The sequence below is a fragment of the Bacillus sp. FJAT-27245 genome (assembly GCF_001273955.1).
Classification (GTDB): Bacteria; Bacillota; Bacilli; order Bacillales; family Cytobacillaceae; genus Bacillus_D.
In genome coordinates, this window is sequence record NZ_LIGI01000001.1 from 879,965 (window position 1) to 896,731 (window position 16,767).

At 47.9% G+C, this 16,767-nt stretch carries 13 protein-coding genes; 11 read left to right on the forward strand and 2 right to left on the reverse strand.

Annotation, left to right across the window (positions count from 1 at the left end):
- The first annotated feature begins 283 nt into the window (after positions 1 to 283).
- Positions 284 to 1,420, forward strand: a complete 1,137-nt coding sequence (locus ADU24_RS04275; RefSeq protein ID WP_053365462.1) for a DUF445 domain-containing protein — start codon at positions 284 to 286, stop codon at positions 1,418 to 1,420.
- A gap of 96 nt (positions 1,421 to 1,516) precedes the next feature.
- Positions 1,517 to 1,870 (forward strand): YlbF family regulator, encoded by a 354-nt coding sequence (locus ADU24_RS04280; RefSeq protein WP_053365463.1) that lies wholly within the window; start codon positions 1,517 to 1,519, stop codon positions 1,868 to 1,870.
- 99 nt (positions 1,871 to 1,969) lie between these two features.
- Here ADU24_RS04280 and ADU24_RS04285 read toward each other — a convergent pair whose 3' ends face one another.
- Positions 1,970 to 2,662, reverse strand: coding sequence for a TetR/AcrR family transcriptional regulator (locus ADU24_RS04285; RefSeq protein ID WP_231689561.1), 693 nt, complete (start codon positions 2,660 to 2,662; stop codon positions 1,970 to 1,972).
- Positions 2,663 to 2,841: 179 nt separating this feature from the next.
- On the opposite strand from ADU24_RS04285, the gene ADU24_RS04290 reads away from it, so the two are divergent.
- The 6 genes from ADU24_RS04290 (at position 2,842) to ADU24_RS04315 (ending at position 10,900) form a co-directional block, all read left to right on the forward strand.
- On the forward strand, positions 2,842 to 4,386 hold the full coding sequence (locus ADU24_RS04290) for a BCCT family transporter (protein WP_053365464.1): 1,545 nt from the start codon (positions 2,842 to 2,844) through the stop codon (positions 4,384 to 4,386).
- A 215-nt stretch (positions 4,387 to 4,601) separates the two neighbouring features.
- Complete coding sequence (locus ADU24_RS04295) at positions 4,602 to 6,653, forward strand: CocE/NonD family hydrolase (RefSeq protein ID WP_053365465.1); 2,052 nt, start codon at positions 4,602 to 4,604, stop codon at positions 6,651 to 6,653.
- 160 nt (positions 6,654 to 6,813) lie between these two features.
- Positions 6,814 to 7,326, forward strand: coding sequence for a DUF2179 domain-containing protein (locus ADU24_RS04300; protein WP_053365466.1), 513 nt, complete (start codon positions 6,814 to 6,816; stop codon positions 7,324 to 7,326).
- A 134-nt stretch (positions 7,327 to 7,460) separates the two neighbouring features.
- On the forward strand, positions 7,461 to 8,330 hold the full coding sequence (locus ADU24_RS04305; protein WP_053365467.1) for a Cof-type HAD-IIB family hydrolase: 870 nt from the start codon (positions 7,461 to 7,463) through the stop codon (positions 8,328 to 8,330).
- 122 nt (positions 8,331 to 8,452) lie between these two features.
- Positions 8,453 to 9,973, forward strand: a complete 1,521-nt coding sequence (locus tag ADU24_RS04310; protein ID WP_053365468.1) for a coproporphyrinogen III oxidase — start codon at positions 8,453 to 8,455, stop codon at positions 9,971 to 9,973.
- 138 nt (positions 9,974 to 10,111) lie between these two features.
- Positions 10,112 to 10,900, forward strand: coding sequence for an enoyl-CoA hydratase (locus tag ADU24_RS04315; RefSeq protein WP_053368773.1), 789 nt, complete (start codon positions 10,112 to 10,114; stop codon positions 10,898 to 10,900).
- Between the two features lie 135 nt (positions 10,901 to 11,035).
- Here the strand turns inward: ADU24_RS04315 and ADU24_RS04320 are convergent, their stop codons facing one another.
- On the reverse strand, positions 11,036 to 11,221 hold the full coding sequence (locus tag ADU24_RS04320) for a YhzD family protein (protein WP_053368774.1): 186 nt from the start codon (positions 11,219 to 11,221) through the stop codon (positions 11,036 to 11,038).
- A gap of 196 nt (positions 11,222 to 11,417) precedes the next feature.
- On the opposite strand from ADU24_RS04320, the gene ADU24_RS04330 reads away from it, so the two are divergent.
- From ADU24_RS04330 to yhaM, 3 genes are read left to right on the forward strand one after another with little or no spacing between them, the layout of a single operon-like run.
- Entirely contained in the window at positions 11,418 to 12,641 is a 1,224-nt protein-coding gene (locus ADU24_RS04330; RefSeq protein WP_053365470.1) for a metallophosphoesterase family protein, read from the forward strand.
- 14 nt (positions 12,642 to 12,655) lie between these two features.
- Positions 12,656 to 15,643, forward strand: coding sequence for an ATP-binding protein (locus tag ADU24_RS04335; protein ID WP_053365471.1), 2,988 nt, complete (start codon positions 12,656 to 12,658; stop codon positions 15,641 to 15,643).
- Between the two features lie 53 nt (positions 15,644 to 15,696).
- Positions 15,697 to 16,641, forward strand: coding sequence for a 3'-5' exoribonuclease YhaM (yhaM, locus tag ADU24_RS04340; RefSeq protein WP_053365472.1), 945 nt, complete (start codon positions 15,697 to 15,699; stop codon positions 16,639 to 16,641).
- The last annotated feature ends 126 nt before the right edge of the window (positions 16,642 to 16,767 follow it).

Consider the following 16,767-nt stretch of genomic DNA (forward strand, 5'->3'; position numbering starts at 1 on the left):
GCTTTAAAAGGATGGAAGATTTTGCGTGAAAATGGTTTGGAACCAACTTCACGCAAAACCGTATGAATGTCAGGAAGGCGTGTGCCCCGTATCAGGCACAAACCGCCTGTACTTGCGCTCTTACCCACATGAAGCTTTCCGAGAAGAGAAATCAAAACTCAAAGTTAATAAAAAAGGGTGAGCCGTTGCGATTTTGGGGTAAAGATGGGCGAAAACTGTTATAGTATCGTATGTACAGGACAAACAAAAAGTTCGTGCTATTTTTCGGAAAGGTTGATTCAACATGAATATGTTTATAACAATCTTGTTTATGGTCGTTATTGGCGCGCTTATCGGCGGATTTACGAACCATCTCGCGATTAAAATGCTATTCCGTCCGTATAAACCGATTTATATTGGCAAATGGAGGCTCCCCTTCACCCCGGGCCTGATTCCAAAGAGGAGGGATGAGCTCGCGCGGCAAATGGGGCGAATGGTCGTCGAGCATTTGGTTACGCCCGAAAGCATCCGTTCTAAATTTATGGATAAAGATTTTCAGCATGACATGACCGAGCTAGTCAAAAAAGAACTTCGCACACTTCTTGAATCAGATATGACAATAAAGGGACTTCTTGAAAAAGCGGGAATTGAAAACGGCACGGAACGGATTGAAAACCGGATTGGCCGGTTTGTTGAAGGCGTGTATGAAAAGGCAATGGGAAAATACCGCGGGCAGCCAATCGCAAACGTCCTTCCCCAGCCTCTCCTGGATGGTGCGGAGCGGAAGATTCCGGAAATCACCGCGTATATCCTTGGGAAAGGGGAAGATTACTTCTCAAGTTACGAGGGGAAAGTGCGGATTCAGGCGATGTTTGACGAATTTTTCAAGGATAAAGGCATGATTGGCAATATGATTCAAATGGTGCTTGGCAATGTAAGCATCGCTGATAAAATCCAGCCTGAAATCATTAAGTTTTTTAAAAGCGATGGGGCACATCTCCTAATCACGAGCATACTCAAAAAGGAATGGACAAAACTGCTTGAACGGGATGCCGCCGAGCTGGAAGAGATGGCCGGCAGGGAAAAAATTGTATCCACCCTGAAAGACTATGCAATCAATCTGGCCGGGACGGAGCAGTTATTGTCGGCTCCCGCTTCTCAATTGCTAGCCACCTATAAAGAGACGATTCTCGAAAGGATGGCGCCAAACCTCGTTGTCATGCTCGGGGACTGGCTGACCTCAAGGATTGATATGATGATGGAAAAACTTCATCTGCAGGAACTTGTCCGCGCCCAGGTAGCAACCTTTTCGCTTGAGCGGCTTGAGGATATGGTCCTTGGCATCACAAGGAGCGAACTGAAGATGATTACGTATCTCGGCGCGCTGCTTGGAGGCCTGATTGGTGTTTTTCAAGGTATATTCGCCATCCTTTTTTCATAGGATATACCGTTATGGCGTTTTTCGCGGGGCATTTCCTTCACGCCCCCCGTTTGGTATAGTGGACAGGAATGCCACATTTCATAAGGGAGTGTTACCATGTCAGTAAATTTATATGATGCCGCCTATGAGCTCGAAAAAGCGATTAGGCAGAGCGATGAATTCAAACGGCTAAAGCAGATGTATGACAATGTCAATGCCGACGAATCAGCGCGGAGGATGTTCGAAAATTTCCGCAATATTCAGATGAACCTGCAGCAGAAGCAGATGATGGGCCAGGAAATCAGCCATGAAGAAGTTGACCAGGCGCAGAAATCTGTTGCACTAGTCCAGCAGCATCCCGTTATTTCCAAGCTGATGGAGGCGGAGCAGAGGATGGGTATGGTCATCGGAGAATTGAACCAGCTCATCATGAAGCCGCTCGAAGAATTATACGGAAATCCGAACAGGTAATGTAACGGGTCTTGGCCGCTTCGGACTCATTACACAGTTCAAACAATTGAAACATCCCGGCAATCAATGTTTGCCGGGATGTTTTCCGTTAAAGATTTTCTATTCGTCAGCCAGGCGGTACTTGTTGCTTTTAAAATCGAAAGCACGTTCATTTCTGACGATTTCAGAAATGTAGTTCATTGTAATCGAAGCCGCTTCGTCAGGATTGTAGTCCCTCCGGTTGTTGAGGATATTGGTGAGCATACCCTGCCAAACAAGGATGGTCATTTCATTGATCGAATCGACATTTTCCTCGTGGATGTACCCCTCCCTGAGTGCCGCTTCCAAATACGATCTCCCTCTCTTGGTCGTGTTTCGTTCAAACAGGATCGGTTTCAAGTCTTCGGGGATTTTAATCAACTCATTCGGATACAGTTCATAATACCGCTGAAGCAGTTTATCCGGCTGGCTGCCAAGGTCCATGATGAAAACGGCATGAAAAATTTGCGGATTTCGGAAAGAGTGCTTGCAAAAGCATTCCCACGCAAGTAGGAACTTTTCAAGCGGATGGGCTCCCTTTTCCAAATAAACGGGAACTTCGTCGGTGTACGGCTTCAGAAACTTCATCGACGCGAAAAAGATTAAATGCGAGATTTCCGAAAAATAATTATAAATAGTCGCGCTGTTATAGCCGGCCTTGTCGGCGACCTTCCGGATTGTGACTTTGTCCATACCCTCTTCTTCAATAATCTCCGCTGTCGCTTCCACAAAATATTTCCACATCCGGCTCATCTGGATTTTCTTCTTGTCCACGCCTAACCTCCTCATCTACCGAAAAATATTTTTAGAAAATTTGTATTGTTTTAAATTTATATGTTAATATAATCATACTTTAAAAGGTAATCATGATTATTATCTAATCAATCTTATCACGATTGGAGGCTTTTGGAAATTGTTTTGCTGTAAATTAACAACTTAGAAGAGGTGAAACAATGGGGAAGGTAAAAATTGATCCGATTGTATTTTGGTCATCATTGATTGTAATTGTTGCTGCAACGCTTATGCTCGTTTTGAACCGGGAAACGGCTGAACCTGTGCTGAACAGTTTAATGACATCGATTACATTTAAACTGGATTGGGCTTTTCAATTATTAACCGCCGGATTGTTTGTCCTTCTTATCTGGCTTATTTTTGGAAAATACGGAAGCGTCAAGCTTGGGGAAGGGAAACCGGAGTTTTCCAACTTCAGCTGGGGGGCGATGCTTTTCTGCGCCGGCATGGGAACGAGCATTATGTTCTGGTCCATCATGGAACCAATCTACTATTATACGGGGCCTCCGTTCGGGATTAAGCCAAATTCGCCAGAAGCGGCAGAATGGGCTGTTACATACGGCATGTTCCATTGGGGCATATCCGCCTGGTCGCTATATGCTCTGCCGACCGTCACGATTGCCTATTCATTTTTTGTAAAAAAACATTCTTCATTGAAAATCAGTACTGCCTGCCGCGGGGTGTTGGGTAAGCATGCGGATGGCTGGGTCGGAAAAATAATCGACATCCTCGTCATCTGGAGCCTTGTTGGGGGACTGGGGACATCCCTTGGTCTTGGTGTCCCTATGATATCGGCTGTCATTGGCGAAATTTTGGGACTGAAGCAGTCGCTCATGTTAAGTGTAATCATCATTGCAATTTGGACAATCATATACTGTTCAAGCGCCTATATGGGCCTTTATAAAGGAATCAGGAAACTGAGTGATTTCAATGTGTATCTTGCCCTGGCGCTCGCCATTTTTGTTTTATTGGCCGGGCCGACATTGTTCATTCTTTCCTACTTTACCAACAGCTTCGGTTTGATGCTCCAGAATATTGTCAAAATGAGTTTTTACACGGATCCTGTTTCAAAAGGAGGATTCCCCCAAGGATGGACCGTCTTTTACTGGGCCTGGTTTGCCGCAACAGCTCCGTTCATGGGCCTGTTCGTAGCGCGAATTTCAAAGGGAAGAACGATAAAGGAACTAATCAGTTATGTACTGCTTTGGGGATCTCTTGGAAGCTGGCTTTATTTTGCGGTGTTCGGTGGATATGCGATGCATCTCCAATTGAATGACATCCTTCCTATTTCGCAAATTCTTGAGGACAAGGGCGGGCCGGCAGCTATCGTCGAGGTGCTTAAGACTCTTCCTTTCAGCAAGCTGGTCTTAATCTTTTTTGTTGTCCTTGGTTTCATTTTTCTCGCTACTTCTCTCGACTCGGCGACCTATATCCTTTCAGCGATCGCTACAAAGAAATTGGAAGGGCAACAGGAACCCGCGCGCTGGCATCGGCTGCTCTGGGGTGGCGTCCTTGCTGTCATGGCAGTTGCCTTACTGATGATCGGCGGCTTGAAGGTCATTCAAACATCGGCAGTCATCGTATCGGCACCGGTCATTCTCATTTATTTGCTCCTCACAATCTCGCTGGTTAGATGGCTTAAGCAGGATTATGGGACGCCAGCTGCAGGGGAAGAAGATGTTGGCTTCGAAGAAAAGGCAGGTTAAAGACTAAATCTTATATACGATAGGCTAAAAGTTTTCCCCGCTTGTAATGGGAGTGGAAATCAACCACCCCGTTCACATTTGGAAACCAATCTTTATTTCAACCTATATAGTCGAAAAGTTTTAGAGAAGGGCGCGATGGGCATCAACATGTCCACCGTGCCCCATTTCATGTCAACGATAAACCTTATAAAAATAAAGCGCCTGGAGGATAACCAATGGTTTTTAACGTGCGTGATTCACAATTAACAATCAAAACAGAGTTCCCGCGGAACATCCGCGAAATTGAGCATGTCTGGATTCCGATGTCGGATGGGACGCGACTTGCAGCCCGCATCTGGCTCCCCGAGGATGCCGAGAAAAACCCTGTACCCGCGATCCTGGAGTATATCCCATACCGGAAAAATGACTTTACGGCACTAAGGGACTCAATCCGCCACCCTTACTTTGCAGGACATGGCTATGCGTGCATTCGCGTCGATTTACGCGGTTCCGGCGATTCGGACGGTATCCTGTATGATGAATATTTGCCTCAGGAACAGGACGATGCCCTTGAAGTCCTGAGCTGGATTGCTGAACAGCCCTGGTCCACGGGTGCTGTAGGCATGATTGGAAAGTCATGGGGAGGATTTAATGGGCTTCAGGTCGCTGCAAGGCGACATCCCGCGCTAAAGTCGATCATTACCCTTTGCTCCACGGATGACCGCTATGCGGATGACGTCCACTACATGGGCGGGGCCCTGCTCGCATCCGATATGCTTTGGTGGGCTTCGACGATGCTTGTCTACAACGGGCGCCCAGCGGACCCAGAGGTGGTTGGAGAGGCCTGGCGCGAATCCTGGCTTGAACGGCTTGAAAAAMCCCCGCCATTTGCCGAGGAATGGGTACGGCATCAGCGCCGTGACGCCTATTGGAAGCACGGTTCAGTCTGTGAGGACTATTCGGATATTACCATCCCGGTTTTTGCCGTCGGCGGCTGGGCAGATGGATATACAAATGCAATATTCCGGCTTCTTGAAGGGCTTCCCGGCCCAAGGAAAGGCTTGATTGGCCCTTGGGCGCATGAGTACCCGGAAGTAGCGGTGCCTGGTCCTGCCATCGGTTTTCTGCAGGAATGCCTGCGCTGGTGGGATTATTGGCTGAAAGGCATTGACACCGGGATCATGGAGGAACCAATGCTAAGAGCCTGGATGCAGGAAAATGTGCCGCCAAAGGTGGACTATGACGAACGGCCTGGACGTTGGGTGGCTGAGGCTTCCTGGCCATCCCGGAACATTAATCCCGAAGAATTCTGGCTATCCGGAGATGGGCTATGTGAGTCCGTTCCTGCCAAAGCAGAGGAAGTAATGGTTTCAAGCGTCCAGCAGCACGGGCTTTATGCAGGGGTCTGGTGCCCGTTCGGACAGCCCGGCGATCTTGCCTCCGACCAAAGGCTTGAAGACGGCCTGGCAGTCTGCTTTACTTCAGAACCTTTAAAGGAGCCGATGGAAATCCTTGGTTTCCCGGAGGTCGAGGTAGAGTTATCTTCCGACCGTCCCAATGCACTCCTCACGGTCCGGCTATGCGATGTATCCCCATCGGGTGAATCGACTCTCGTTAGCTGGGGAATGCTTAATTTGACCCATAGGGAGAGCCACGAATTTCCAATAGCGCTTGTACCGGGTGAAAAGTATAATGTAAAGGTCCGCCTGAATGCGATTGGCCACGTCCTTCCAGCCGGGCACCGCTGGCGTATTGCACTGTCACCAACCTATTGGCCGCATGCGTGGCCATCACCGGAGCAGGCTACATTAACTGTTTTTACAGGAGAAAACACAAAACTCGCGCTTCCGGTTAGGCCGCCCCACGAGCTGGATAAAATTCTTCATGAATTTGGTCCGCCGGAAACCGCCGCTGTAGCGGAACGGGAAATTTTGCGGGCTGAAAGCCGGAGCCGCCAAGTCCATTACGATTTGATCAGCGGGGTCTGGGTGCTTGAGGATTATTCCGACGAAGGAGCCAGGCGCCTGCCGCATAACGGCTTGGAATACGGAAGCACGAATCGGAACGTTTATACAATTAAAGAAAACGATCCACTTTCCGCCGAGGTCCGTTGTGAATGGACGCTGGATGTCGGCCGTGAAGATTGGCAGACCAGCCTAAAGAGCGTAAGCACGATGACGGCGGATGCCGAACACTTTTATCTTAGTAACGAACTTACCGCCTTTGAAGGCAGGGAGCAGGCATTTACTAAGACTTGGAAAACAAAGATTCCCCGCGATTTTGTTTAACAAAGCTGTATTGTGTTATAGAATTAAGGAATGCCGTTTTCAATTTGGCGAAACCGGCCAGATAAGAAATTTTGTGGAACTGGATTCAAGGGTCCCCGATTCGAGGGTGCTGGAAGACTAGGGAAACATTTCTTTTTAACTAATAATCGGGGTGAACACAATGCCGTCTATCATTCTCACCATCATTGGAATTAATATTTTGTATGTTTCCCTGTTTACTTTAAGGATGATGATCGTCATCAAAGGATACAGGGCACTTGCATCCATTTTGTCGATGGGCGAGGTCTTTGTCTATCTGATGGGCTTGACGATTGTCCTTGATAATCTTGACAAGCCTCTTAATATTGCCGCCTACTGTTTCGGGTGGGGCCTCGGGGTTTTTATTGGCAGTAAAATCGAAGGGTATCTGGCTCTTGGATATGTTGTCATGGAAGTGATTGTGGATTCGTCGGATTTAACCATCCCGACAAAAATCCGGGAGAAAGGGTATGGCGTCACTTCATGGCTGGCCGATGGGAAGGATGGTAAACGCCTCGTAATGAAGGTGCTCGCAAAGCGGAAGAATGAGCAAAAGCTAAAAAAACTGATTCTCTCATTTTCCCCAAAAGCCTTCATGATTTCGTACGAGCCTACTCATTTTAATGGCGGATTCATGCTGGGGCGGCTTCGTTAACGGTATTAATGATTTTCATAGGAGCGCTGGCCAAATTGGCTGGCGTTTTATTTTTTGCTATGCCTGTTCTATTGAAAACCTTTCATTCATACAAGTGAAATAAGGATGATTCCATGAGGACAGGGGGCACCACGATGATTTACCGAATGCTTGCTCTGAATATCGACGGAACGCTTCTCGAAAGCAGCGGGAAACTTCATAAAACAACAAAGGAAGCAATCCGGTATGCGCAACAAAAGGGGGTATATATCACTCTCCTTACTTCACGCAACTTTGCTTCCGCGAAAAAGGTTGCGCGCACCTTGAAGCTGAAAGGGCTATTCGCCTCCCATCACGGAGCTTATATATCGACCGCCCATGACAAGCCGGAATTCGTAAAAAGGATTAGCGAGGACGTTACCTATGAGATTGTCCGGTTCCTTGAAAGTTTCCAATGCCAGATCCGGCTGGTTCATGAGAGGTTTTCACTCGCAAACAAGCTCAACTTGAACAATAATCTTCTAGCTAAAGCTATTTTTACTTCCGGGGACCCGATTGCGTATTCGCACCAGTTTGTTACCGATTTAAGTGACTCGCTTGTCGATACGCCTGTGGCTCCGCCTAAAATTGAAGCATATTTTGAATCCGAACAGGACCTCGAAGATGCGCGCAAGGCATTGGGGACGATGTTCAAGGAGGTTGAGGCGGCATGCAGCGCCCCGGGCAAGCTGGATATTGTTCCGGCAGGCGTCTCCAAGCTATCGGGCCTGATATACATTTGTGACCGTCTAGGCATCAGTTTGAAGGAAGTGGTGGCGATTGGCGACGGAACGGACGACATCCCGTTTATCCAGGCCGCGGGGCTTGGGGTGGCCATGGGCAATGCCCCGTACGAAGTAAAACGCGCCGCTGACTGGATAACCCGTTCGGAAAACGAGCATGGCGTCGCCTATATGGTCAGGGAACATTTCAGAAGGCAGCACCCCATCGCCTTCCTGCAGAAGATGAACATTCTTAAAAGATAATAAAAGGGCGGCGAAGGAACTGTTCCTGCCGCCTTTTCCTATTGGCAGATTTTCCAGTATATTGACCTTGCTTACCCGATTCTGTACACTAAAGTAAGCAAAATTGTAAAGGTGGATTGAATGTGCGAATTTCCATTACAGGCCTCCCGGATGCCAGGTTCGAGCGGCCGCTGCAGCTTATCGCCAACCTGTTTTTCGAGGAAACCGAAATCCATTTAAATAGATTTGAAGAAGCAGATTTTTTCATAAAATTCACGCTTGAACAGAATGGAGGCGCCCTTCATGTTTCGGCTATTTTGGAAAAGGGCGGAGAAGACCGGATTAATAAAGAACACCAGGCTGAAGTTGACACATCCCTTTCCGAAAAGGACCAATTCAGGACTATCAAAAATGCCGTGGCGCATGTGTACCTGAAACTGCTTCAGGATTTGACCGGCATCACCCAGAAGTGGGGCATCCTAACCGGCGTTAGGCCGACAAAGCTTCTCCACAGGAAGTTAAGGGACGGAACAAGACCTGAAACCGCCCATAAGGAGCTTGCCGATGAGTATTTGATTACTCCGGAAAAAGCTACGCTCATGCAAAAAATAGTAGACCGCCAGCTTGCGGCGGTTCCTGACCTGTATGATTTGAAAAAAGAAGTCAGCATTTATATCGGGATTCCGTTTTGTCCGACAAAATGCGCATACTGCACGTTCCCTGCTTATGCAATTAACGGGCGGCAAGGATCGGTCAATTCCTTCCTTGGCGGCCTTCACCACGAGATGAGGGCAATCGGCAGCTGGCTAAAGGAAAAAGGCATCAGAATTACGACCGTTTATTATGGCGGCGGGACTCCGACAAGCATTACCGCGGAAGAAATGGACATGCTCTATGAAGAAATGTATGAATCATTCCCGGATGCTCGTGAAATCAGGGAAATAACGGTTGAAGCGGGCCGCCCGGATACGATAACCCCTGAGAAGCTGGACGTTTTGAAAAAGTGGAATATCCATCGCATCAGCGTTAATCCTCAGTCATATATCCAGGAAACATTGAAAGCGATTGGCCGCCATCACACCGTTGAGGAAACCGTTGAAAAATTCAACCTTGCCCGGGAAATGGGCATGGACAATATCAACATGGACCTAATCATTGGCCTCCCGGGGGAAGGGACGAAAGAGTTTACCCATACGCTGGGCGAAACCGAAAAGTTGATGCCGGAATCGCTGACCGTCCATACTCTATCGTTTAAACGGGCGTCGGAAATGACAAAGAACCGTGACCGGTACAAAGTAGTGGACCGCGATGAAGTGGAACGGATGATGGGCCTTGCCGAAGAATGGACAAAGAGCCATGGCTATGAACCTTACTACTTGTACCGCCAAAAAAACATTCTCGGAAATCTTGAAAACGTAGGCTACTCGATTCCCGGCCAGGAAAGCATCTACAATATCATCATTATGGAAGAAATGCAGACGATTATTGGGCTTGGATGCGGGGCATCAAGCAAATTTGTGCACCCGGGAACAGGGGCGATTACCCATTTTGCCAATCCGAAAGACCCGAAATCATATAATGACAGCTTCGAACATTATACAAATGAAAAACTGAAAATACTTGATGGACTTTTTGCTGAAAAAAATGAGCCAGCATCGCTATGATGCGGCTCATTTTTTACTTTTTTCAGATGGGCATCTCCATAGGAACGGAATATATCTTTTTTAAACAGGAAAATTATACCTTGTTGGTTGAACAAACTCTATAATGGAATTGAGGGAAAAAAGGAGGAGGCGTTGAAGTTGCCATTCAATTTTGTTACCGAAAAAGTCGATGTCAAGATCGACGGACGGGTTGCAACAGTCAAAATGAACCGGCCCGATGCTTTAAACGCACTTGATAAGGAAATGATTAAGGGGCTTGTTTCGAGACTAAAGGAAATCAGTGTTTCCGATGACATTGACATCGTCGTCCTGACCGGCACGGAAAAAGCATTTTCGGCGGGAGGGGATATTAAGGCGATGCTCTCCCTTGACGATGAATATGAATTCCTTTCAATCATGGATTGCATCAACGAACTTGTCATTACCTTGTACAGCCTTCCAAAGATAACAATCAGTGCAATTGCAGGTCCGGCAGCGGGACTTGGCTTTAGCCTTGCGTTGGCAACGGATCATATTATTGCAGACCAAAACGCCAAGCTTGCCATGAATTTCATTGGCATCGGGCTGATTCCCGATGGCGGTGCCCACTTTTTCCTGGCAAAAAACCTAGGGGAAAGGAAAGCAAAGCAACTGATTTGGGAGGGGAAGACAATGTCCGCAGAAGAAGCGCTCAGTAAAGGGCTTGTCCATGAAGTGGCCGCTGATTTGAACTTAGCTTTGATAGAAAGGGTAGCCGGCTATCTTAAAAACCCCATCCAGGCAATGATAAAAACGAAGAAGATATTCGCGGAGGTAAACCGTCCCCACCTGTTGAAAGTGCTTGAGCTTGAAAAATACGCCCAACGGAAGATGAGGGAAACCGAGGACCATAAGGAAGGAATCCGTGCTTTTGCCGAAAAAAGAAAACCAAGATTTGTCGGGAGATAGCCGATGGATTTAGGCCTCATGATAAAAATAGGTTAATAAAAATAATGTGGTTAACCCGTTTTTCATTTAGCCCCCGGACGAAAAAAAAGAAGCCGTGATTCCGGCTTCCTGTGTGTGCCAATTTTGTTGAAAAACTCATGAATGGAAAAGGAGCAGCTTACCGGCCGGGGATGTACAGCGATGGGACTTTTCCATAAGCCCTTTGTCCTCCAGAGCTTTCCGGCCGATTTCCTTGGCGGCATTATCATTTTCTGCCTGGAATGTTTCATCGAGCAGCTTTTCGCCATCCCGCTCAAATGCAGTCAATTTATAGGTTTTCAACATGTTCCCCCCGATCATTCAATTAGTTCCATTTTTGCATATCCTTAAAAATTCCGCAAAGTTTCCGCCCGAAAAGAGCAAAGCATTCTCCTTTGAAACAGAACGTGCATTCGTATTTTTAAGATGATAGAATAGAAGAAAGAATAGCCCGGATGCAGACCGGAATAAGGCATGGGCTTTGAAAGGAATGGTTTTTATGAAAAAAGTGAGTTTCATCCATGCAGCCGACCTTCATCTTGACAGCCCGATGGCCGGGTTGAGAAATTTGCCGCAGCCGATCTTGAAAAGGCTGCGTGAAAGCACATTTGCAGCTTTAAAGAAGATTGTCGATGCAGCCATCGCGAATGAGGTGGACTTTGTGGTCCTTGCCGGGGATTTGTATGACGGGGACGACCGGAGCCTTAAGGCACAATCAAGATTCAGGAGCGAAATGGAACGGTTGTCTGAAAAAAACATTGCTGTCTATGCGATTCATGGAAACCATGACCATCTTGGAGGGGCATGGGTGAAAATCGCGATGCCGGACAACGTACATGTATTTGGGGCCGAAACGGAGGCTGTCCTTCATAAGGGAAAGTCCGGGGCTGACGTTTGGATTTACGGATTCAGCTACCCAACTAGGCATGTCATGGATAGAAGGGTACAAACATATGAAAAAAGGGCCGGGGGTGATTTCCATATTGGGATTCTCCACGGAAATGATGGTTCAAGTTCAGAGCATGGAAGCTATTGCCCGTTTACGGTCGGGGAACTGATTGATAGGCAATTCGACTACTGGGCGCTTGGGCATATCCATAAACGGGCTGTCCTTTCAGAGAGCCCGCCTGTTATTTATCCGGGAAATATACAAGGGAGGAACCGAAAGGAAACAGGAGAAAAAGGCTGTTATCTTGTCCAGCTTGGGGAGAATGGGGCTAATTTGGAATTCATCGAATCACATGATGTCATCTGGAAAGAAATCGACATCAGTACAAAGGGGGCCCTGGATTTTGATTCAATCCTGCGGCTTTGTCTCGATCGGAAGGAAAAGCTGCGCAGGAACGGACTGGGTACCTTGCTGACTCTGACACTAAAGGATGTAAGCCTTGAGGATAGAAGTGAAGTGGATAGCCTTCACAGCAGCCTCACTGAGCTTCTTCAGGATGGCGAGGAAGAGGAATGCTCATTCGTGTGGGTCAATAGAATTTCAATTGAAGAGGAAACTTCCTGGAAAAGGGAAGAACTCGCGGCGGAGGCCGATTTTTACAAGGAGCTTTTTCAAATGTCGGAGGAATTTGGCGGTCTCGATGATGTACTCGAACCCCTTTATGGAAGGCTGCCGGGGAGAAAATACCTTTCACGGCTTGAAAAAGAAGAGGAAACCCGTGTCCTAAAAGATGCGGAGGATTTGCTCGTGCATCTTCTGAGGGAAAAGGGATAGGGGGGAGATTGTCTATGAAAATTGAAGAATTGCATATCTATGGCTATGGAAAGCTTGAGAATTTGGTTATTTCAAATCTCGGCGGCTTCCAGGTGTTTTACGGCGAAAATGAAGCGGGCAAGTCAACCATCATGTCTTTTATCCACGGTATCCTGTTTGGCTTCCCAACGAAGCAGCAGCAGGAACTTCGCTATGAACCGAAGGGAGGAGGCAGGTACGGCGGGAAACTGGCTTTGCGCCACCCGGATTATGGGCTTGTAGTCGTTGAAAGGGTTAAAGGAAAGGCGGCGGGTGACGTTACCGTTTTTCTTGAAGATGGGAGCTCCGGCGGGGAAGAGTTGTTAAAGCTCCTGCTCGGCAATTTCGATAAAAGTCTATACCAGGCCGTTTTTTCTTTTAACCTCCACGGCCTGCAAAATGTCCATCAAATGAAAGATGAAGATATCGGGCGTTTTTTATTTTCCGCGGGAACGCTTGGGACAGACAGGCTGGCAAAGGCGGAGAGCGAATTGCAAAAGGAGCTTGAAGCACGGTTCAAGCCATCCGGCAAAAAACCGGCGCTAAATGCGAAGCTGGCAAGCCTTCGCGCGCTTGAGACGGAGGTTGGGAAAGCGGCAGAGAAGAATACCTTATACGGGGAGCTAACCAAGGAACGGGATGCAATCATAAACGAAATTCGGTCACTTGGGGAAGAAATCCCAGTCCTTGCCGGGGAAGCTGATAAGCTGAAGGAATGGGAACGGATCGAGGGGATTGCCCGTGAGGAAGCGGCGCTGGCCGATGAACTTGGCCGCGTTGAGAAAGAGAACTTTCCTGCACGGGGGATCGAAAGACTCGAAACCTGCAAACAGATGCTGACTCCCTACTCGCTGCAAATAGAAGGCATTAAAGAACGGATGGAATTGCTTCAAAAAGAAGTTGAGTCCACCATTCTTCATAAGGAACTGCTGGAAAACGAGGCCGAAGCAGGTGCGCTTGCCGAGCTGGTGCCAGTCTATGACCAATCAAGAAGGGAATGTGCCCAACTCGAAGAAAGGCTTTCCCAGCTTGAAGAGCGTATTGGAATGGCGAAAGGAAAATTGCACCTTGGCATTGATGAGGAAGAGATTGCTGCAATCAATACGGATATTTATCTGGAGCAGCAGGCGGAGGAAGCGGATGAACGGCGAAAAAGGGCGGCCGCCCTAAAGGTTCAGCTAGAGGCTGATTTTCAGGAAGAAAAGATTGGGCTGGAACAAGCTGAAAAGGAATTGAAGGACGCAAGGGCGCAACTTTTACCCAAGGATAAGAGAAGCCAGTTTGAGAAGCTTGCCCAAGCGGGAAACAAGGATATTGTCCGTGGGCAGCTAGAGGCATGCAAGGAAAGGATTGTGATCCTCGAAGAAGCTGAGAAAAGGGAAGAAGCCTATAGGAGCAGGTCCCGCATGTCAGGGTTGGCAATGACAATCGGGGGGCTTGTCCTCGCTATTTATGGTTTCATGGCTGCTGACTGGCTGCTGCTTGGAGTGGGGCTCATTTTTGCCTGCATCGCTGCGCTCGTTATTGGAAAAGGAATCATACCTTCAAAATCAGCCAAACCGTCGGCAGAGTTGGACCGGCAAAAGGCGAAGGCAAAACAGCTTGAAGAGGAGCTTCTTTCGATTAGGCCTGGGAATGTGGAAGCCGCGGCATCCCAGCTTGAGCAGGATGACATACAGAGGCTGAAGGTGAACAGCCTGATGGCGCGCGTTGAGCAGCAGACTGTCCAGTATGAAAAAGTCCTTGCGCGGTTTGACCATTTGGAAAAAGAAGAAGCCTTGCTCAGAGAACAGGTGGACCTGCTTAGCAGGGAACTAAGAATTAGCAGCACAATTGGCAAGCATATGCCGGCAGAGGCATTTAGGATAATGGAAGAATGTAAAAACGCCATTCTTGAAAAGAAACGGATTGAAGCGAAAATCAGATTGTTGAAAGAGGGGCAGGCGGAAATTGAAGCGCGGGTTGAAAGGCTTGGCCGTCTTTTTCCGGAAACAGCGGGGAAAGATATCCACCTTGTTGCCCATACCGCCAGGACAGCCCTGGAAGAGGAGAAAAAGAAGGCTATCCTCCTTGAGGAGAAGTCGCGGAAGCTCGAAGAAATGGAATTTGATTTGGCAAAGCTTGAAAAAGAACAGGCAATCCATGAACAGGCCATTCAGGAACTTTTTGCCCAAGCCGGGGTTGAGAATGAGGAAGAGTACCATGCGGCTGCAGAACTGGCCATGGCATTGGAAGAGAAACAGGCTAGGCTGAATAAACTGCGAACTGAGCTATCTTTTTCAATGCTTGGAAAAGGGGAAATCGAAGCACTTCTGCCTATCCGGAATGCCTCCGGACTGTTGCAGGAGGCAAATGGAAAAATCGAGGCCGCGAAACAGGAAATCGACAGACTGCAAGAGCGGCTTGCCAAGGTTCGGTATGAGATACAGGTGCTTGAGGAAGGCGGCACCTATTCGGAACTGCTTCATTCTTTCAGGATGGCCAAATCAGAATTTGAAGAGGAAGCGAAGGAATGGGCCGTGTATAAAGTTGCGAGTGAACTTTTGCGAAGAACTACCGGCAGGTTCAAGGAATACCATTTGCCGCGGCTGCTGAAACGGGCTGGGGACTACCTTGGCTTCCTTACAGGCGGGGCTTATCGCAGACTATTCCTCGCCCCATCCGGCACTGGCTTTTTGATAGAGCGGTCGGACAACACAAGATTCGAAGCGAATGAGCTTAGCCAGGCGACAACCGAGCAGGTGTATGTATCACTTAGGCTCGCGCTTGCCGAAACAATCTATGAGAAATTTTCGTTCCCGTTTATCATTGATGACAGTTTTGTCAATTTTGACGGCGAGCGGACTGCCAGGATGATTGAGCTCCTGAAAGGCCTTGATGGGCGCCAGGTACTGTTTTTCACATGCCACCCCCATCTACTTGGGCATTTCGGGGGAAGTCATGTCCACCATCTTGCAAGAAGCCAAGTAAAGGTTCGGGGATAAGTGGCTTTTGGCTGTATGGTATAGTGATAATATGGGAAGGAGCGACTGTGACGATGGGGAAAAAAATACTCGAACATGAGACAGGCGAACAGGTCGAACAATTTTTGCTAATAAAAAACTCGGTAAAAGGGATAGCCAGTAACGGGAAACCGTTCCTGACACTGATCCTCCAGGACAAAAGCGGCGAGATTGAAGCCAAGCTTTGGGATGCCGGGGAGGATGACGAGAGGAATTATTGCGCGCAAAACATCGTAAAAGTAGCGGGGGAAATTCAGAATTATAGAGGGAAGAACCAGCTGAAAATCCGGCAGATCCGACCGGCTGGCCCGCATGAAGGGGTCAAGATTGATGATTTTCTGGAGACAGCGCCGGTGAGCCGGGACGAAATGGCCGGAAAGCTGACCCAGTATATTTTTGAAATGAAAAACCCGAACATCCAGCGGATTACTCGCCATTTGCTTAAGAAGCACCAGCGCGCATTCATGGAATATCCTGCTGCGACAAAGAACCACCACGAGTTTGTCTCAGGACTTGCTTACCATGTCGTCAGTATGCTGGACCTTGCCAAGGTGATATCGAACCTGTATCCGAGCCTTGACCGGGATTTGCTTTATGCGGGTATTATCCTTCATGATATGGGAAAGGTGCTCGAATTATCAGGGCCAATTTCAGCGACGTATACAGTCGAGGGAAATTTGCTTGGCCATATTACCATCATGGTCAATGAAATCGGGAAGACCGCGGAAGAGCTGGGCATAGCAGGGGAAGAAGTGATAATCCTGCAGCACATGGTTCTTTCCCACCATGGAAAAGCGGAATGGGGCAGCCCAAAACCGCCGTTGATCAAGGAAGCGGAGATTCTCCATTATATCGATAACCTTGATGCAAAAATGAATATGCTCGACGGGGCGCTTGAGCGTGTGAAGCCCGGCGAGTTTTCCGAGCGGGTGTACGCGCTTGATAACCGTTCATTTTATAAGCCTGTTTTCCACAAATAAAGCCTGGAAACGGGCTTTTTTCTTTGGATACTAGTTTAGTAGGCATGAGTGGCAGGATTGGGAGAAACTGGGGCTGGCCACTAAAATCAAAAATGATAACTTGGGATGCATTTTATATTTGAACAA